General features: G+C 69.5%; 18 protein-coding genes. 8 read left to right on the top strand and 10 right to left on the bottom strand.

From position 1 onward, the window contains the following. Nucleotides 1-19: 19 nt before the first annotated feature. Nucleotides 20-889, bottom strand: a complete 870-nt coding sequence (gene nifH, locus AC559T_RS30030) for a nitrogenase iron protein (RefSeq protein WP_020464282.1) — start codon at nt 887-889, stop codon at nt 20-22. Between the two features lie 844 nt (nt 890-1,733). Here nifH and AC559T_RS30025 point away from each other — a divergent pair. The 5 genes from AC559T_RS30025 to AC559T_RS30005 all read left to right on the top strand — a co-directional run bounded on the left by AC559T_RS30025 (nt 1,734) and on the right by AC559T_RS30005 (nt 4,716). Continuing rightward, a complete protein-coding gene (locus AC559T_RS30025) occupies nt 1,734-2,171 on the top strand; it encodes a hypothetical protein (protein WP_018501672.1) in 438 nt (145 codons plus the stop codon). Nucleotides 2,172-2,624: 453 nt separating this feature from the next. After that, nucleotides 2,625-3,221 (top strand): DUF6529 family protein, encoded by a 597-nt coding sequence (locus tag AC559T_RS30020; RefSeq protein ID WP_112107979.1) that lies wholly within the window; start codon nt 2,625-2,627, stop codon nt 3,219-3,221. 11 nt (nt 3,222-3,232) lie between these two features. Then, nucleotides 3,233-3,688 (top strand): Rieske (2Fe-2S) protein, encoded by a 456-nt coding sequence (locus AC559T_RS30015; RefSeq protein ID WP_112107980.1) that lies wholly within the window; start codon nt 3,233-3,235, stop codon nt 3,686-3,688. A gap of 12 nt (nt 3,689-3,700) precedes the next feature. Further along, nucleotides 3,701-4,318: an FHA domain-containing protein gene (locus AC559T_RS30010; RefSeq protein ID WP_498870840.1), complete on the top strand. Its 618-nt coding sequence runs from the start codon at nt 3,701-3,703 to the stop codon at nt 4,316-4,318. A 56-nt stretch (nt 4,319-4,374) separates the two neighbouring features. Further along, nucleotides 4,375-4,716 (top strand): metallopeptidase family protein, encoded by a 342-nt coding sequence (locus AC559T_RS30005; RefSeq protein WP_200835401.1) that lies wholly within the window; start codon nt 4,375-4,377, stop codon nt 4,714-4,716. Between the two features lie 20 nt (nt 4,717-4,736). Here the strand turns inward: AC559T_RS30005 and AC559T_RS30000 are convergent, their stop codons facing one another. After that, nucleotides 4,737-6,314: a toll/interleukin-1 receptor domain-containing protein gene (locus tag AC559T_RS30000; RefSeq protein WP_498870839.1), complete on the bottom strand. Its 1,578-nt coding sequence runs from the start codon at nt 6,312-6,314 to the stop codon at nt 4,737-4,739. Between the two features lie 255 nt (nt 6,315-6,569). Here AC559T_RS30000 and AC559T_RS29995 point away from each other — a divergent pair, with 255 nt between their 5' ends. Both AC559T_RS29995 and AC559T_RS29990 read left to right on the top strand, forming a co-directional pair. Next, the gene (locus tag AC559T_RS29995) at nt 6,570-7,223 is read left to right on the top strand and encodes a hypothetical protein (protein ID WP_498870838.1); all 654 of its coding nucleotides are present in this window, start codon (nt 6,570-6,572) and stop codon (nt 7,221-7,223) included. 37 nt (nt 7,224-7,260) lie between these two features. Beyond that, nucleotides 7,261-7,848, top strand: coding sequence for a GNAT family N-acetyltransferase (locus tag AC559T_RS29990; protein WP_498870837.1), 588 nt, complete (start codon nt 7,261-7,263; stop codon nt 7,846-7,848). A gap of 33 nt (nt 7,849-7,881) precedes the next feature. Here the strand turns inward: AC559T_RS29990 and AC559T_RS29985 are convergent, their stop codons facing one another. From AC559T_RS29985 to AC559T_RS29950, 8 genes are all read right to left on the bottom strand, one after another. Beyond that, the gene (locus AC559T_RS29985; RefSeq protein WP_020464290.1) at nt 7,882-8,826 is read right to left on the bottom strand and encodes a hypothetical protein; all 945 of its coding nucleotides are present in this window, start codon (nt 8,824-8,826) and stop codon (nt 7,882-7,884) included. A 131-nt stretch (nt 8,827-8,957) separates the two neighbouring features. Then, the gene (locus AC559T_RS29980) at nt 8,958-9,203 is read right to left on the bottom strand and encodes a hypothetical protein (protein ID WP_498870836.1); all 246 of its coding nucleotides are present in this window, start codon (nt 9,201-9,203) and stop codon (nt 8,958-8,960) included. A 201-nt stretch (nt 9,204-9,404) separates the two neighbouring features. Further along, the gene (locus tag AC559T_RS29975) at nt 9,405-10,568 is read right to left on the bottom strand and encodes an SCO2521 family protein (protein WP_498870835.1); all 1,164 of its coding nucleotides are present in this window, start codon (nt 10,566-10,568) and stop codon (nt 9,405-9,407) included. Further along, entirely contained in the window at nt 10,568-11,584 is a 1,017-nt protein-coding gene (locus tag AC559T_RS29970) for an SCO2522 family protein (protein ID WP_498870834.1), read from the bottom strand. Before AC559T_RS29970 ends, AC559T_RS29975 begins: the two co-directional genes overlap by 1 nt. Nucleotides 11,585-11,589: 5 nt before the next feature. Further along, a complete protein-coding gene (locus AC559T_RS29965; protein ID WP_020464293.1) occupies nt 11,590-12,510 on the bottom strand; it encodes an SCO2523 family variant P-loop protein in 921 nt (306 codons plus the stop codon). A gap of 13 nt (nt 12,511-12,523) precedes the next feature. Beyond that, nucleotides 12,524-14,356: an SCO2524 family protein gene (locus AC559T_RS29960; RefSeq protein ID WP_071067104.1), complete on the bottom strand. Its 1,833-nt coding sequence runs from the start codon at nt 14,354-14,356 to the stop codon at nt 12,524-12,526. Between the two features lie 34 nt (nt 14,357-14,390). Further along, a complete protein-coding gene (locus AC559T_RS29955) occupies nt 14,391-15,167 on the bottom strand; it encodes an SCO2525 family SAM-dependent methyltransferase (RefSeq protein WP_498870833.1) in 777 nt (258 codons plus the stop codon). Nucleotides 15,168-15,492: 325 nt separating this feature from the next. Beyond that, a complete protein-coding gene (locus tag AC559T_RS29950; protein ID WP_498870832.1) occupies nt 15,493-16,011 on the bottom strand; it encodes a GNAT family N-acetyltransferase in 519 nt (172 codons plus the stop codon). 623 nt (nt 16,012-16,634) lie between these two features. Here AC559T_RS29950 and AC559T_RS29945 point away from each other — a divergent pair. Beyond that, complete coding sequence (locus AC559T_RS29945; RefSeq protein ID WP_071067102.1) at nt 16,635-18,077, top strand: mechanosensitive ion channel family protein; 1,443 nt, start codon at nt 16,635-16,637, stop codon at nt 18,075-18,077. Nucleotides 18,078-18,120 lie beyond the last annotated feature (43 nt).

The raw sequence follows: 18,120 nt of genomic DNA, 5'->3' as shown, positions 1-18,120 counted from the left end.
AGAGCAGGTGGCCGGAGCCTCAGGCGACGGTCGCGTTGGCCTTCTGGCCGATGATCGACTCGTCTTCCTGCTCCATGATCCCGAACTCGATCAGCAGCTCCTCGAGCTCGTCCATGCTGATCGGGGTGGGGATGGTCTTCATGTCGTTCTCGTCGATCTTCTTGGCCAGCTGGCGGTACTCGTTGGCCTGGCTGTTCTCGGGGTCGTACTCGATGACCGTCATCCGGCGCAGCTCGGCGTGCTGCACGACGTTGTTACGCGGGATGAAGTGGATCATCTGGGTGTTGAGACGGCGGGCGAGCTCGATGATCAGCTCGTCCTCGCGGTCGGTGTTACGGCTGTTGCAGATGAGCCCACCGAGACGCACGCCACCGGAGTGCGCGTACTTGAGGACACCGCGGGCGATGTTGTTCGCGGCGTACATCGCCATCATCTCGCCGGAGGTCACGATGTAGATCTCCTGGGCCTTGCCCTGGCGGATCGGCATCGCGAAGCCACCGCAGACAACGTCACCGAGGACGTCGTAGGTGACGAAGTCGAGGTTCTCGTAGGCGCCGGCCTCCTCCAGGTAGGTGATGGAGGTGATGACGCCACGGCCGGCGCAGCCCACGCCCGGCTCCGGGCCACCGGACTCGACGCACTTGATGCCCCACTGGCCCTCGACCAGGACCTCGTCCAGCTCCAGGTCCTCGACCGAGCCCTTCTCCGCCGCGAGCTGGATGACGGACGTCTGGGCCTTCGAGTGCAGGATGAGGCGGGTCGAGTCAGCCTTGGGGTCGCAGCCGACGATCATGACGCGACGGCCCATCTCGGCCATGGCAGCCATGGTGTTCTGCTGGGTGGTGGACTTGCCAATACCACCCTTGCCGTAGAACGCGATCTGGCGCATTGCATTCTCCTCCTGGAGCTGCGTACGCACGCACGGTTTCGTGCAGTGCGTCCCGCGGTTCGGAAATCGGTTGCGGTCGTGGCCCCGCGAACCGACTGGGCGCTGGTAGCTCGCCCTCCCGGCTTGCCGCGATATGTAGAAACCGTAGGAGGGATTCATTTCGGACGCATGTACGTCGGTAACCGCTCCGTTAACAAGAAATCGACCCCACGGGGTGCTACCTCACCACCCAGGAAAGCCTGAAGGATAATTCCGAGGATAAGTTTTTGATGCGATTCCTGGGCCGCCCCGCGACCTGCACGTGCGGCGGCACGGGCCGCGGCGGAAGGCGCGGCACAGGCCCACCGGGGGCACCCCCACTCGGCGGCCGATCCGGTTTCAGCCGGGTCAGCGGGCCGTTAATCAGGAGTGTCCTCCCTGGTGACCGCCCCCGATATACCGGCTCCGGTGTGACGTACAACACCGAATCACGGGCCCTGAGTGCTCGGTCACCCCCGCACCTGCGCCCGGCGAGGCCATACATATCCGTGTTTGCGGAACTCTACCACCAGATTTTGCCGCGTTCGCGGTGGACTATCGTCCTAATTGCGGGTAACGGGGGTCGCGGGCCCCTCCCGAGCGCCCTCGGCAGGGCTCCCCCGGAAGCGGGCCGGCCGCGCCTTTACGTTTCCGAAACCACCCGTGCCGGTCCTGTCTGGACCAGGTCCGAGAGGTCGGATAGCGTTGCCTCGCGCACACGGGATAAAAGCACCGGTCAACACCCGGCAAACAGCACCCAGCAAACAGCACCCAGCAAACAGCTCGGTCCCATCAGCAGCGGTACCGAAAGCCAGGACGGTAGGAAGTGACGGAAGCTCAGGCCGTCGACGCCTGGACCGGCTCGCCCATCACATGGGAAGAACTGCGCACCGCGGTCGTCGGCAACAACGGTGTCTATCGGATCGACATGGCAGTCCTGCGCGAGATCGGCGGCTACGGCCGGCTCGGCACCAATGTACGGCAGATCCTCAGCCGGAAACTCGCGGGAGTGGGCCTCGGCCACCTCCCCGCCGAGCTGCCGTCCTACCAGGACAAGCAGGTTCTCCTGTACCAGTACGGCACCCCGGCGGCGGAGATCGTCGACGCGCTCAGCGAGGGTGCGACCGACGGCGCGGAGTCCGCGCTGCTCCGGTTGAACTCCTCGCAGGACCTCGCCAAGGTGCGGGACGCCTCGATCAAGGCGGTCGAGCTCCTGTCGATCCTCAGCGAGCGGTGCAAGGACTGCCAGGGTCCGCTGCACTGACGCCGGCCGCCCGCGGTAGGGCGGGGCAGGGCACCCGGGCACCCCCGGAGGTCCGCTCCCGGTCCCTCGGTCAGCATCGGAAGGTCACGACCCGAGCGTGACGTCCGCCGGACGGGTCGGAAGGGCCGGATCGGCCCGTCCGGCCGGGAGGACCTTCCCGCCCCGTATGCACGCGCGGCACACCCGCGCACACGAGCACGTCAGCCGCAGACGCAGACGCAGACGCAGACCGTTCCGGTCGCCTGTCGGCACCGCCGCCCACCGCCTCGCCTGCCGGCACCGCCGGCCAGCCGCTCGGCCCGCACCTCCGGGTCCTTCCGGAAACCTCATTCCGCTTTCCGCCGCGACGGCGCTGTTCCGCCGGCGGGCTGTCAGCCGAGCGACGAAGCTAGACCGCACCCCCCTTTTTGCTGCATAGTGCGCCGAGCGGGAATGTTGGCGAACGGGGGGCGGATGGCGCTGGGTACGGAAAGTTCCGGTTCGAATACGGCTCGGGATAGCACACGCACGCCTTCGGGGGGGCTCGGTCTCGCCGTCGCGTTGTTGACCGGAGTGGCGGTCACACTGGCGCTGGCGGTCTACTCGAAGACCCACGACCCCGCCCGTAGGCCGCTGTTCACCCTGGGTTTCTCCGGCATGCTGCCGATGAAGGCCTGGCTCACCACTGCCGCGGCCGTCCTCCTGTTGGTGCAGCTCACGACCGCCCTGTGGATGTGGGGGCGGCTGCCCGGGGCCGGCCGGGCACCCGGCTGGACGGCGCCCGTCCACCGCTGGAGCGGCACGGTCGCGTTCGTGCTGACGCTGCCCGTCGCGTTCCACTGCATCTGGGCCCTCGGATTCGCCAGCAGCGATTCTCGCGTGCTCGTGCACAGCCTCGCGGGGTGTGTCTTCTACGGCGCCTACGCGGCGAAAATGCTCGGCCTGCGGACGAAAAAACTTCCGGGATGGGCGCTGCCGGTACTGGGGTCGGCGGTTCTCCTCTCCCTCGTCGTGCTCTGGCTGAGCGCGTCGCTGTGGTTTTTCACCCGTACCGACATCCCGAAATTCTGAGGAAGGCCGGCATGACGCAGGAAGCTCCGACCCGGCGCGTGGTCGTACCCGGCCTCATCGTGACCGCGGCGGGTGCCGCCGCCGGCTACGTGGTGGCCTCGGGCAGTAGCGCGGCCGACCCCAAGCCGCCCGCCGCCGAGGCCAACGCGGCGGGGACAGCCGCGGGCGGGGGCGACACCGCGACGCCACTGGCCAACCTCGCCGACATCCCCGCGAACGGCGGCCTGGTCCTCGAGGACGCCAGCATGGTCCTGACCCGGGACGGCGGGAACGGCGTCAAGGCGTTCACATCCGTCTGCACGCACCAGGGCTGCAACGTCAGCTCGGTCGAGGGGGGGAAGATCATCTGCCCGTGCCACGGCAGCAAGTTCGACGCGCAGACCGGTGCTCCCGTCGCCGGGCCGGCCGGCGAGCCGCTCGCACCGATCCCGGTGACCGTGCGCGACGACGCCGTCTTCCGCGGCTGAGAAGGGGAGAACATGGACCTGAGCACCATCCGGGTGACCACGGCCACGGGAACGGTCGAGCTGACCCCGGACCGGTCCTACGTGATCGGCCGCAGCCGCGAGGCGGACATCACCGTCCAGGACACGAAGGTCTCCCGCCGGCACGTCGAGCTCGCCCCGGGCCCGGACGGCTGGACGGCGCGTGACCTGAGCACCAACGGCGTCTGGAGCGAGGGGGCGCGGGCGAAGCAGTTCGCCGTCGACGGCGAGATCCGCATCCGGCTGGGCGGGCTGAGTGGTCCGGAGGTCCTGCTCCGGGCGTTCCGGCCGGTCCAGCGCCCGCCGGCCGCCGCCGCGCCGCGGCCGAAGCTCGACAACGCCGATGCCGAGACCATGCTGGCCGGGCAGGGCCGCCGGCCGGTCCCCGGGCAGGCCGCCCCGCCCGTCCCGGCCGCTCGGACGCCTGAACCAGTGGGTGCCGGGGCCGGCTCCGCCGGGGCCAGCGCTGGCGCTGGCGCTGGTGGCGGGGCTGGAGCTGGTAGCGAGGCCGCGCCGAGGCCCGCCCTGGGCGGTTGGCTGCGCGCGCTGCCGACCCTGGTCTGGCTCGCCGCCGTGGGATTCGCCCTCGGCGCCCTGGTCGCCCTCTCCTGACACCCGGCCGTCCTGCCGCGCCGGCGGCACCGTGCCGGCACGGCAGGATGGGAGCCGTGGTCACCGTCAGCCCGGAGCGGTTCGAGGAACTGGTCGTCGCCGCGTTGGACAGCCTGCCGCCCGAGCTGGGACGACGGATGCGCAACGTCGCCGTCCTCGTCGAGGACGACTCCGCGGACGGCCTGCTGGGCCTCTACGAGGGAATCCCCCTCACCGAGCGGGGCGACTGGTACAGCGGCGTGCTGCCCGACCGCATCACGATCTACCGCAACCCGATCTGCGCCATGAGCGCCACGGAGGCGGACGTCGTGCGTGAGGTGCGGATCACCGTCGTCCACGAGATCGCGCACCACTTCGGTATAGGCGACGACCGCCTGGACGAACTCGGCTGGCACTGAGCCGCCCAGGGGCCGACCCGTCAGGCGTCGCCCGGGAACGGGGGCGCGCTGTCCGACTTCCTGCGCCGCCCGGTCAGCGTGGCCTCGATCTCCTCCAGCAGGTACTGGCGGGCCCGGTCCCGGTCGCCCCGCCGGCTGGTCAGGTCGATCGGGGTGATGCCGCCCAGCAGGCCGTCCGGGCTGCACGGCCGGACCACCACCGGGATCAGCCGGCGCTCGATCCCGGCATCCTCCACCGCCGCCCCGTCGCCGCCGGCAGTTTTCTCGACCGCGGCGCCGTCGCTGCGCCAGGCCTCCTGCCACTGGGACTGGATCTCCCGCGTCGCGGTCAGGTAGCTCTCGCTCAGCACGGCGATCGTCCGGGTCGAGTACCGGACGGCGTCGTGCCACCGCGCGACCCGGGCGGTGCCCGGCACCATGTCGAACGCGTCCAGGTGCACCTTGTACTTGGCGACCTGGAGCTGATGGGCGATCCACTGGCCCCAGTCCGCGTCGTCGTCCGTGCAGGAGATCAGGAAGTCCCACCTGCCGGTCGCCGGTTCGGGCACCGACAGCTGTTCGCCTGCCATCGGACGTGTCTCCTCCCCCGGACGGGCCACCCGGGCCGCGCCCGCGTCCTCTCGTCCCGCGATCCACGCGACGCCCTGGTACTTCTCCGTCTTGACCTCGACCCGCACGAAGTCGTCCGGGTCGAGCCCGCGCAGCCGCTCGGTGACCGTCGACTGGTAGATCGCGTCCGAGACGATCAGGGCGGTGTCCGGGCCGTCGGACTGCTTGAGGACACTGCGCAGTTCGTCCGCGTCGACCAGCCTCGCCGTGTTGATCGCGGGCGTGCCGGCGAGGCCCGTGCCGTCGACGAACGCCCGGCCCTCGTGCACCGCGATGCGCAGCCTGATCCGTCCGGCGCTGTTGCGGGTGCGGTTGTACTCGCCGAGGGCGATCCGCAGCTCCCGGGTGAAGTCGACGACCACTGTCTCGGCGGGAATCCGGCCGTCGATGATCAGCATGAATCCGTCACCGCGGTCGTTGAAGTGCATGAGGTCCGCCGCGATACCCACGATGGCGGCCGCCTGTGCCGTGATGGTGCCGATGCCCTTGCGCCACTCGAGATGGAGGAGCGCGCCGTTCTTGCTGAAGCCCACCGCGTCGATCACGACGATCGTCCCCAAGACGGAGAGCGGAGCGGGTGAGCCGGACGTGCCGGAGCTCCCGAAGGGGTCGGCTGCGCGGCCGCCCCCGGCGGAGGTGCCCGTCACAGTGGAGGCGTTCCCGACGGAGGTGCCCGTCGCAGGCGAGGCGCTCCCGATCCCGGCCAGGGAGCCGCTCGACAGGTCTCCCGCGGACCGGCGGAAGACGGCGTTGCCGGGATACTCCTCGGCCGCGATGGCCAGGATGCGGTCCACGGCGTTCGATCCGCCCCGTCCCGACTCGACCTCCTCACCCACCTCCCGCCAGAAGTCCAGGGAGCTGTGGCTGCCCCAGCCGGGCTGGCTCTCGCGCTTGATGCCCGCGCGATCCAACAGTGATGTCGCGGACGGCTTCCGGTAGTAGACCCTCGCCAGTTCACCCAGCTCGGATTCGGAAAAGGACCTGGCCATGGACTCCCCCGTCCGGCTCGTGCCTCGTATGCCGGTGCCTGATGCATTCCGCCGCCCACGCGGGCCCTCCGTGCTGCCCGCCGACCGGCATCGACCACAATCGTAGTGCCCTGGAACGACCGGTCCGGCGCCGTACCGCCGCGCGGCGCAGCATCGGGGATACGGCAGCCACATCGCGGATCGTTCGGCGCTCCGGAAAACGGCTCATCCGGACGACCGGTGACGGCGGCACCGGCGAATGGGAGGGTACTCCGAATGCGACGCGGGTCGAGAAGCCTTCGAAATACGGGATCGCCGGCGGTCGTTCTGTTCGCCGGTCTCACATTCGCCCTGACCGGCTGCGGCGGTGGGAACGCCACGCCCGGGGCCGGTGGCCCCGTCGGCGCGGCGGCGGCCGCGCCGACACCCGGCAGTCCCGCCACGCTGCCCGGCGGCGGCGGAACCCCGTCCACCGTGCCGGGCACGGAGCACCGTGGCAACGCCGGCGCCGACGCGGCGGCCTCGGCCCCGCCGTCCGCGAGCGCCCCGGTCGTCGCCGGAGCGGCGGTCGACGGGGTGGCGGTCGACGGGACGTGGCGCGGAAGCTACACCTGCGCCCAGGGAGCCACCGGTCTGTCGCTGCGGATCGCGGGGACCGACCCGGCCGCGCTCACCGCCGTCTTCGACTTCTACCCGCTGCCGGAGAACCCCGCTGTTCCCCGTGGCTCGTTCACCATGACCGGGTCCGTTCAGGGCGGTCGGATATTGCTCGCCGGCCACGAATGGGTCAGCCGCCCCGCCGGCTACGAGATGGTGAATCTCACGGGCACCCCGAGGGCCGGCACACCCGACCGCATCGAAGGCGACGTCGACGGTGTGGGCGGATGCACGGGATTCTCAGTCGAACGCGCTACCCCCGCGGAGAGCTGACGCCCCATTTCCGGGCGTTCGCGGGCAGGATCGGTATGTGCGGACACGTCAGGCAGCGGAGGGCGACTGGCCGGCCATCTGGCCGGTCTGGGAGGCCGTCGTCGCCGAGGGTGAGACGTGCATGTGGGCGCCGGGCACCGACGAGCGGAGCGCGCGGGGCCTGTGGATGTTGCCGGCACCCGCGCACGTGCTGGTGATGGAGGTCGAGGACGGCCCCGGTTCGACCCGTGTCGTCGCGACGGCGCTGCTCACCCCCAGCCAGCCGGGCCTGGGTGACCACGTGGCGCTGGCCCAGCTGCTGGTCGACCCGACCGTGGTCAACTTCGGCGGGGGCGCGTTCGGCCCCGGCGGCTACGGGACCGACCTGGCCAGCAGCCGCGGGGTCGGCCGGGCGGCTGCCGAGGGCATGGTCGACTACGCCGCCGACCTCGGCTACCGCGCGATGCAGCTCAACTCGGTGGTCGCCGCGAACACCCGGCTGGTGGCTCTGTGGAGATCACTGGCGTTCCGGGTGATCGGCACCCTGCCCGCCGCGTACCGCCACCCGTGGCACGGCGACGTGGACCTCTACGTCATGCACCGCTTCCTCCCACCCGGCAACCCCGCGCCCCGCGTACTCGCCTGAGCGGATTGGCGGATTGACTGCCCCCGGTCGACGTCAGCTCGCCGAACGCCGGGCGGCCTCGTCCGCGGCCGCGGCCGCCTGCGCCTCGGCCCAGATCTCGTTGAACAGCGCGATGCGCTCACCGATGCGCGTCCGGTCGAACTTCAGGTGGGTGCTCGTGATGCTGGCGCCCTGCAGGGCACCGACCTCCACCTCGTAACTGACCTCGTCATCGAAGAGAATGAAGTCACGGAACGTCTTGCGCCAGCCCGTCCCGCCGCTGCCGAGCTGGTCGCCGCCGGGCACCACGACACTGTGCACGATGATTCCCGCGTTACGCTGATCCTCACAGATCTTGACGAAATCCGAATTGCGCCGGATCTTCTCGCTGTTGAGGATGAAAACCCGCCGGACGCTAACGCCGCGACCCACTGCCTCCCGCTGCGCCGCAAGATACGCGCGGCCCAGCTCACTCTTCCAGAATCCGTCGCTGAAACTGCGTCGCCCACCGTCGGCAGCGGTGGTGCTGGTCGCCGAGATCGTCCGCTGGGCTCCCCGGGTGAGCGCCAGGATCCAGTCGCGGTCCTCTCCCTGACAGGTCGCAGAATCGCCCTCGAGGCCGCGAAGAAGCTCGTTCATGGCCCGGATCTCCTCGGCCACGAGCCGGCCCAGAACGGGCGACGGGGGAACGAACTTCGCGGACCGCTCGACCAGCCCGCTGATGGGCCGCGCTCCGGGGACAGCCGCCTCGACGGCCGAGCTCTCCAGCGACTCCAGCAGGCGTACGCCGCGGTCGACCCGGTCCAGCCGCCGCTCGAACCCCGAAAGGCGCTCGGCCTGCGCGTCCGCGGCCGCCTCCACTTTGCTCTCGACGTCTACCAGGTGCTGAACGACAAGGACGACACCGCCGATGAAGACGGAGAGCATCATTGTCCAGGTCATCTCTCCGTCGAGTAAATAGCTCAGCAGAAAAGTAGCACCGCCGGTCGCGACCGCCACCGCAACCTGCCTGATTATCCTGACCACAGACACTCTTCCCTTCCTCTCAACACGCCGTAGGAGTGTTTCCGAAGCTCCAGCGAACGCCTTCCTCGGCCGGTGTCCGCCCGAAATCCAGGAGGAGCTGGCTTCTAGTCCAGCGAGGAGCACCCAAAATGATCGAGACTGATAGCGGCATCCCAGAGACGGGAGGACTGAGTCGATCGTTCCCGCATATTAATTGGATTGGAGCGGATCTTCATTGTCAAGCCTTCGACACCACTGCCCCCACAACTCACTTCTTCATCAAAAAACATGAAATTGTCCGGAATCGGGCCCGGAATTTCCGCGCCGGACGGCTCCGCCACCCCGCCCACGTCAACCGCCCAAACCTCCACCCCGGCACGCACCTGAGCATGACAAATCCTTACGCTGCGCTACAGGTACGACGCCGCCTGGATGGACAGCAAGAATGGCCACCCAGGCGATCTCCCCACCGAGCAGAAAACCCGGTAGAAACACGGCGCCCCCGACGGCGACCGCCAAGCCGAACCATCCGAACGCCGCGCTCACCTGTACCTCCCCCTGTTCGACCTCGGTCACGCGCCGACGGAGTCCTCCTCAGCTCCCGCCTGGCAGACGCCCGCGACCCGTGCCAAGGCGGACAGGCTCGACGACGACTCGAGTCCTGCCAGCGCGAGCTGATCCCTGATCCGCCCGACCAGGCTGGACCACTCCCGCGAGAAGCCGGGACGTCTTTCCAGCGCGGCCCACACCTCGGCCAGCTCCTCGGCGACCCTCGCCCCGGGCATCCACAGGTGGAGCAGGTGATCGATCACCGGACGGAAGCGCCGCACCACCTCCTGGGCGGAATCAACCCCGATCCGACTGTTATCGAGCAGGGACTCCACCGTGGAAAGCAGCCAGTCGTGAAGGGCGAGGTCCTCGCACGCGGCCACGACGTCGGACGGATCGCATCTCCCGAGCCGCAGCCGCAGCGTACGCAACGTTTCATCCTGGATGGTGAACTCGACGCTCACCGGTGAGACGGAAGCAGCCGGCTCGCTGTTCCGGTGAAACGACTCCGCCGACCCGGTGGGGACCGAGGGGAAATCGGAAATCCTCCGCTGCGCACCCAATAATTGTGGCAGCACGGCCGAATCAGAAGACCGCCAGGTGACGGCGAATCGTAGTTGCGTTCGGCGCGCCCGCAACGAGGTGACTCGGTCGATACCCGGCCTGCGCTGAACGCGGCTGAGCAATCGGCTGCTGACCGCGCCAAGATCGAGGGATGCCCGGGTCTGTGTTGTCAGGAATCCCGCAGCCAGGTCGTCCGCGTCAGTGCGCCCAGCGACCTCGATTATCCCCGGGTTCGCCACATAGTGCGACCACGGCAGTCTGCGCTCGCCCGCGGCTCGGGTGAGCCTGGCCCGGGTGGAAGCCTGCAGGACTGTGCCCCCGGTGACGGACGCTCGGGCCACGGCCGTTCCCGCACCGTCTGCTCTGGTGCCCGAGATGGTGGCGAGCGGGCAGTGCACGCCCACCCGTATGTCGGGCGAGAACGCATGGGCGACGGGCCTGGTAGCGCTGCGGACCCGGCCTCCCGGCACGATGTCCAGCAGCGCGGCGACGGTGGTGGCGCCGACGCGGTGGGAGTTCTGCAGCAGGGTGGTACGGACCTCGCCGACCAACATGTCCAGCTCTTCGGCGAGCTCGCGCGCCTTGGGCGCCCTCGGAACAGCCGTCGCCTTCGGAGCGGCCATCAACGGCCCAGAAAAAAGTAGGAAAGACGGTCCGCGGGCTCAGGCGGCAGCGCGATGCCCTCGGCTCCCGCACGACGTTCCGTGGCCGAGAGCGCTGCCGAGTCGACCCCCACCTGGCCGAGGATCACGCGCACGGCGTGCTCGACCGGAAGGTAGCCGGTATCGAGCACGGAGAAGGTCCGGTAGGCGCAGAAAGGCGCAGGGGCCGGGGTTAGGCGGCCGATCGATGGGAAGTCGGCCCAGCGGTCCGGCAGGTCCGCGGGATCGACCGTCACCGGGCGGACCACCGTCTCGCCACCGGCCCGCAGCAGGCCCAGTCGCAGGAGCTGCCACACCGCCGCCAGAAAGGCGCACGACCAGGCATGGTGCCCGCGGTGTTCGCTCCACAGCTCCACATCGAGGAAGACCGAGTGGCGGCGCGAGCCGTTTTCCGTCGGCGGCTGCCAAGGCTCCGCGACTCCCATCGCCCTTGTCCCGGTGGTGGACGGCGAGCGGGCTCCGTTACACAGCCAGCCAGTCTCGTTCAGCGTCGGACGCGAGCCGTTCGCCCCGTAGGGCGGGTCCGCGACGAGCGCTCCCTCGACGATGCGCGCCAACGGTACGTTCTCGGTGGCGGCGCACGCCGACTCCCGCGCGATGTAGTCGATGACGATGTCCTGGGCTCGCGCGGCGGCGAGCAGCTGTGGCACCACTGCTGCCGGCGGCGGCACCTTCCCCTGGTCGGAGTAGTCGTCGACGAGCAGGCAGGTGCTCACCCGGGGGGCCCGGCCAGCACGGGCGGCGCCACCCGCGCCGCCGGCGAGCGAGCCCAGCCGCGGCCGGTCCACCCACGGCGCTATCCGCCGGAAATGCTCCGCCAGTACGCCGGCGCCGCCCGCCAGGTCTTCCGGGTAGAAATGGCCGAGTTCCACCGACAGATGGGCCAGCGGGACCTCCACGGTGCGCTCGACGGCGCTCGTCTCACGGAACACCGCGGACCCGGGCACGGTCGTCGGCCCGCCGGAGAATGGTTCCACGTGTGTCAGAGCCCCTCCCACGCGCTGTCGTCTGTCAGGCGCTTGGCGAGGTCCTCGAACGCCTGTCCGGTCTCCTCGTTGGCGATCCGCGTGGTCGAGATGTCGTCCTCGACGATGATCTGCTCACGCCACTGCAGGACCGGGTCGAGCGGGATCGAGCCGAGCATTACGCTGCGGCCGAGGCGCAGCTTCGCCGCCAGCTTCTGCAGGTCGGTGTTGTACGACTGCAGCCACACCGACTGTTCCGCCCGCAGGACGGCCAACTGTGGTGAGTCTGGTTCGAGCACGGCGGTGCGGACGAACCGGATGGTGTCCTCCAGCTCGCGGCGCCTGTGCCCGCGATCCATCCCCGTCTCGAGGATGCCGTGCGGGCCGAACACCAGGCCGGCGGCGGCGACGATGTGCTGGCGCGTCCACCGGTGGAACACCAGCCAGCGCGCGGTCTTCTCAGCGAGCGCCGGGTCGGCCGTGGCACGCAGCACCAGCTCCGTCGCGTACGACCGGCCGGCGCTGAGGTCGACGAGGGTGAGCTCGAACTCCTCGTCGAGGCGCAGGAACAGATCGCTGCACCGCCGGGCCATGGTCGCGTCGACGGGGAACTCCCCACCGCCGGAGTCACCCGGCAGCAGGGTGAGCCTGCCGGCTCCGAGCGGTCTTGCCCGCGGCCCGCCCAGCTCCGACTGCCCCCAGACGTCCAGCTGGTCCACTTCGGCCGTCCGCCCGGCGAGGTATTCGTGCAGCCCGCCGCCGGTAGCCGTGCCCTGCCCTGCCGCCTCCACACCGAAGATGGCGCCCGCGGTAGGCGAGCCGAAGTCGAAGTCGAGATAGCAGACGTCGCTGCCCTGCATCGCGCGTCGATAGGCGACGTTGCAGCTCGTCACGGAGCGACCGGTGCCGCCTTTGTCGGACGTCGCAAATATGATCATCGGAGCCGGGCCCTCAGGCTCGCCGGGCCATGGCGAGCGCGTCGAGATCGCGCAGCGCCGCCTGCACGATCGCGATCGACGTCGCCGGCTGGCGTTCACGCAGCTCACGCGCCCGCTGCAGGTTCGCCCCAATGCCGTGCAGCTGGGTTCTGGCCGGGACGGTGGATGTCGGAGACTCCCGCAGCAGCTCGGCTGTGTGCAGGTGGTCGGCCTCGGCGAGCATGTCCAGCGCCAGGTCGGCCAGCCGGGCGCTGTACGGACGCGCGACGGAGACCGCCGCGACGGTGACGAGCGCCTCCATCACCCGCTCGGTGAAGTACCAGGACGGCCCCTTGTCCGTCGGCGACAGCTTGAACAGGCTGATGTCGTCCCACAGCCCGGCGCCGGGACCGTCGGAAAGCTGACGGAGCCGCACGTGACGGTCCCAGATCTCGTCCGCAAGGCCGACCAACCGATCTCGCAGCGCGCTGTCACGAGTGACGGCCGCGGTCCGCGCCACCCGCTTGAGCAACGCGGTCGAGAAGTCCGCCACCGGCCACTCCATAGCCGGCCCGAGGTCCTCGGCGCCGGTGAGCGGGAGCCGTACCCCCGGGACGTGCAGCTCGATCGCGGGCTCGCGCAGCCTCGCCCGCCTGGTGACCCGACCCCGCACGGCCAGTTCCGCCAGGACGTCCGCGATACGCGCGATGTCGACGTCCCGGGCTCGCTCGGTGGCCAGCGCCTCGATCGTGATCGAGGCCGCGAGCAGGGTGTCGTAGTCCGTCTCAGGCCCCTCATCCGCAGGGTTCGCGCTCCGCCAGGGAACCTCCTCGACGGGCCAGCGGGACCGGCCGAGGCGCGCGATGGTCGACCAGTAGAGCTGCGCCAGGTTCGAACGCAGCTGGAGGGCACCCACCAGGCCCTCCTGATCCGGGTTGATCAGGCCGAGCTGTCGGGTGCGCGCCGAGAAGAGGTCGGAGATGCCGTCGAGTGCGACCACCGTGAAGTACAGGGAGGGCTTCGCCTGAGCGACACCCGGGGACTGGTCGACCACGACGCCCGTGCCCGCGTCGACCGGGGGGGCATCCCGGATGATGCCCCAGGACCAGCCGCACTCGAACAGCACGCTGTCGTCGTCCACTGCTTCGGCGGACAGTTCCACACCGAGTTTCAGCTCGCGCAACGAGGTACGGGCCGGGACCAGCGCGTCGCGGACCTCGTCGAGGACCTTCTCGGTCGACTTCCCTTCGGTGTTGACCAGGTCGCACAACGCCCGCCCCTCCTCGGAGTAGGCCGCGAAGGTCCGCACCGTGAAACTACGCAGAATTCCCACCATCGACGCGGTCAGCCGACGCGATGCGGCCTTCTCCAGCTCCCGCATCTCGGCGAGCAACGCGTCGCGCCGCACCGTCGGCCGGAACTCGCGGACGAAACCGAGAATGGCGAGTGACAGCGTGATGGACATCGAGAACGAGTCGACTATCTCCAACGCGCGCTGCTCGGGGGTGAGTGGCTCGCCCTGGCCGACCGGCTGAAAATACGAACCGCCGGAGAAGACCGGCGCGCCCCGCTCGTTCGTATACCGCTCGAGATACTCACTGAGCGCCCGCACCAGCACTTGCGGGATCTGGCGCGCATCACCGATGCGTTCCAGCGCCACTCGCACGTCCTTGGCGGTCTCGTCCGGCTTTACGATCTCCATCCCGGGCATCTGGTACGACGGGTACATGAGGCAGAGCAGCTGTTCTGCGTCGCTGGTGGAGTTCGACTCGGCCCGGCCGCTGAACTTCCATCCGCCGCCCTGGTACGAGTACTCGGCGGCGGCCTCCCACATCTCCAGCAGAAGCTGCCTAGGTCGGATATCCAACGCCGTCCCCCTTCTTCCTCGACGTCCGGGCCCGCTAGGCGTCCGCGGCCGTGGTGGAGCCGTCCGGCTCCCGTCTTCTCGTGCGGCCGCGGACGAGGACCATGCTTTCGTATCCCTCGCGCAGCATCTCGGCACCGACGAACCGGTCCGCCTTCACATCGGTCGCCGTCGCCTCAAGGCTTTCGACGATGTAGTCCATCTTCAACGAGACCGCCGGGAAGCGGATTTCGCCGACCTCGTACCCTCTGGAATTCTCCATGTATGCCATCGCGAAGGGCGCGCCGGGCATGAGCGCGTCGAGGAAGCACCTGGAGGCGCGGTGAAAATCTTCCCTTTGCTCGGAGATGGAACACGCCACGAAGAACATAGTGCCGATGTCCCACCTGGAGCGGGGTAACTCGAAGACGCTTCCCTGTTCGACCACCACCCGTTCCGCCAGCGCCCGGCGCGGGTCATCCACACCGAGGTAGGCCCGTTCCTGGGTCAGCACCTTCCAGAACGGGTCCCAGGCGGTGCCGTAGGACCGGACCTCGTTCTCCAGCCACGTGACATTGCTGGCGGAATGCTCCCGCAGGGTGATCCGCTCGCACCAGGGCAGCATCGACAGCGCCGGATAGAGGTTACTGCCGGTGCCCACGTCCAGCCCCTTGAGCGGGCGATCGGCGGCGGTCGCCGCGGCCGCGGCGAAGGTCGCGAAGAAATCCCGGACGCCCTCGAGGATTTCCTGGTCGTCGTCACGCAGGACGGCGTAGTTGTGGGCGTGGTACAGGTCGGGATCGAACTCGTCCCACCGCTGCCCGGCGTTGCCCATCGGGTTCTCATTTTCTTCTACGTGCACAGCGGCTCCCACGAATTGCGCGCGTCACTGTTCTGAACCGGGCCACAGTCGGGCCGGACGGCGGCCGAGGGCCAGCAAGAGCGGCCACGAGCAGGCGTACACACGCTCCGCGTGGGTGCGGGCCGCCCACAGCCGACCGCGGACGGCCCGCACCCACGGCCAAACATCGCGGCAGCAGGCGCCGCGGCGGACACAGAGCGGCGGCGGTGAAAGGGCGTGGAAGAACAGTGGTCCGCCTGGCGCTCCCGAACAGACCTGGCTCGGCTACCCGTCCAGGAACGGGTCGGTGCCGTTTCGGTCAGTGCGTGGCAGAGCGCGGCACGTGACGGACCGTGTCCGCGTCGACCTGTGGATTCCGGTCCAGGTTGAGTTCGAACAGAAGGCGCGGCTCGTCCGCTCCGTAATAGCTGTCGACGTCCGCAGTCTGCTCGAAGCCCAGTGAGCGGTAGAGGTGTATCGCGACCGGGTTGTCGCGTGCCACAGCGAGGCGCACCCGCTGCACACCACGAAGGTAGAGACTTTCGAGTGTTTCCAGCGCCAGCAGGCGGCCGACACCCTGGCAGCGGCGGGAGCCGTCCACCCCAAGGGCCAGGAAGTGGGCGAGATCCGTTTCGGCATCGGACCCGGAACGCACGGCTATCGAGTACCCGAGCAGCTCGCCCGCCTCGTCGGCGACGAGGATCTCCTGCTGGTGGACGTCGAAGAGCTGGCGAAGGACGAACTCGGGGTACGCGAGCCGGCCAAAGATCTGCCGGTCGATCCGGCTGAGCGCGGAGAGGTCCGCCTCGACGACCGTCCTCACCTTGACCGTGTTCACGGCTCGCCCCTCCTGGATTTTCCCGGCCTGTCGACATGCCGGCCCGCGGGAGACAAGAGCGCGAACCCGTCGACCTGAGACGGCCCATGGACCATCCAGTACTCCCGCTACCCCCGCGGCCTTCCGGCATTCGGTGCGCCACGCCTCGGCGGAGGGCCGCGCTTGGAAGACTACCGCGCAGGTCGGAGGCGTCCTCGGCGGGCACGAAGGCGCCTGGCGCTGACCCAACCGGATACGACGGCATACAACGATGATGCCTCACTGGATGCGCACAATCCGTAAAACAGATGACTTCCAGCCGACATATAGTCACCGCCAAATGGCGGGATTAGCTGCTTTAAAGCAACGGGACGAACTTTTGACAAGAATTGGAGGCCGCGGGCGGCCAAGGGCGGGCCCGGGGACGGCTGAGAGCAGGCCGGGGGAGGGGCCGAGAGGGAGGCGGCCGGGTTGACCGCGGTGAGGCCGTCGATCGACGTCGCCGGTCGAGCCGGCCCCAGGCCCGCGGCGGCCACCCCGGGCCGGTGCTCCGCCAGCGAAGCTGTGAAGGGCGTCACCTGGTCAGACCATGACGAAACGGGCACTGGTTCGGGAAACGCACCCGATTCGAAGGAGCTTTGCCCGTGGCGGACCGGACTGCGCTCGACCCGTTCTCCAGCATGGACACCATGGATGGCACGGATTCCGATCTCGCGGTACTCGTGATCATGGCTGGGGCGGCCGTCATCGGCTACCTGGCGTCCCTGCTCGTACACCGGATCCTGCGGCGGATCGGTCGGCACTCGCGGATTGTGGAGGATCTCGCCGAACGGGGGCGCCGGCCCGCCCGGCTCACGCTCGTCGTTCTGGGGCTGCTCATCGCGGCGAACGCGACGGTGGAGCAGTCGTGGACGCCGGCCACCATCCGCGTGCTCGGCCTCGCGCAGATCGCCGCGCTCGCGTGGGTGGTGGGCGTGCTGGCGTTCGTCGTGGAGGACCTGGCGCTGTCGCGCTACCGGATGGACGTCGCCGACAACCGGCACGCGCGGCGGATCCGTACCCAGGTGATCCTGCTGCGCCGGATCACCGTCGTCGTGATCACCGTGATCGCGGTCGCCTCGATGCTGATGACCTTCCCGAGCGTGCGGGTCGCCGGCGCGAGCATCGTGGCGTCGGCGGGCGTGGTCGGCATCATCGCCGGGCTCGCGGCGCAGACGTCGCTGGCGAACGTCTTCGCCGGGCTGCAGCTCGCCTTCACCGACGCCATCCGGGTCGACGACGTGGTGGTCGTCGAGGACGAGTGGGGCCGGATCGAGGAGATCACCCTCACCTACGTGGTCGTGCACATCTGGGACGACCGGAGGCTGATCCTGCCGTCGACCTACTTCACCACCAACCCGTTCCAGAACTGGACCCGCCGGGAGTCCGCGGTGCTCGGCGCGGTGGAGTTCGACCTGGACTGGTCGGTGCCCGTCGCCGACATGCGGACCGAGATGCACCGGATCGTCGAGAGCACCGACCTCTGGGACGGGCGGGTCAGCGTCCTGCAGGTCACCGACGCGGTCGGGGACCACGTACGGATCCGGGTGCTGGTGAGCGGGAACGACGGGCCGACGGTCTTCGACCTGCGCTGCCATGTACGCGAGGCGCTGGTCGACTGGTTGCGGCACAACCACGCGGCGGCGCTGCCGCGTACCCGGATCGAGATCGACGCCACGGCGGCCGGCGCCCGCGCCGGAGTCCAGGGCGGCGCGCGTTCCAACGGGCACCGCGTCGAACTGGGCAAGGCCGGCCTGGGCCAGGCCAGGGCCGGCGAGGCCGAGCGGGGCAGGGCCGAGCCGGGCACGACGGCCGCCCAGCCGGAGGATCTCTCCGATGCCCGGCTCTTCGCCGGCAGTGCCGAGGCCGAGGAGCGTTCCCGTGCGTTCAGCGAGACCGGCGAGCACTCCCCGGCCGACAGCTCCGGCCTGGTTGACGGCCCCGGCCCGACCGATGCCCCCGGCCCGACCGACGGCTCCGGTCTGACCGCTCCCAACCCCCGCGAGGCGGACGGCAGCCACGCGCCTGACCGTCCCTCGTCGAGGTGAGCCGCCGGTAGGCGGACACCGAAAGGGGCCCGGCCCCCCGATC

Source organism: Frankia sp. Hr75.2 (genome assembly GCF_949319125.1).
Taxonomy (GTDB): domain Bacteria; phylum Actinomycetota; class Actinomycetes; order Frankiales; family Frankiaceae; genus Parafrankia; species Parafrankia soli.
The sequence above is the reverse complement of the archived record's forward strand: the minus strand, read 5'-3'. Positions and strand labels throughout refer to the sequence as shown.

Coding starts and splice junctions, on each gene's coding strand:
- nifH (WP_020464282.1), bottom strand. CDS start 889: ATGCGCCAGATCGCGTTCTACGGCAAGGGTGGTATTGGCAAGTCCACC.
- AC559T_RS30020 (WP_112107979.1), top strand. CDS start 2,625: ATGGCGCTGGGTACGGAAAGTTCCGGTTCGAATACGGCTCGGGATAGC.
- AC559T_RS30015 (WP_112107980.1), top strand. CDS start 3,233: ATGACGCAGGAAGCTCCGACCCGGCGCGTGGTCGTACCCGGCCTCATC.
- AC559T_RS30010 (WP_498870840.1), top strand. CDS start 3,701: ATGGACCTGAGCACCATCCGGGTGACCACGGCCACGGGAACGGTCGAG.
- AC559T_RS30000 (WP_498870839.1), bottom strand. CDS start 6,314: ATGGCCAGGTCCTTTTCCGAATCCGAGCTGGGTGAACTGGCGAGGGTC.
- AC559T_RS29995 (WP_498870838.1), top strand. CDS start 6,570: ATGCGACGCGGGTCGAGAAGCCTTCGAAATACGGGATCGCCGGCGGTC.
- AC559T_RS29975 (WP_498870835.1), bottom strand. CDS start 10,568: ATGGCCGCTCCGAAGGCGACGGCTGTTCCGAGGGCGCCCAAGGCGCGC.
- AC559T_RS29965 (WP_020464293.1), bottom strand. CDS start 12,510: ATGATCATATTTGCGACGTCCGACAAAGGCGGCACCGGTCGCTCCGTG.
- AC559T_RS29955 (WP_498870833.1), bottom strand. CDS start 15,167: ATGGGCAACGCCGGGCAGCGGTGGGACGAGTTCGATCCCGACCTGTAC.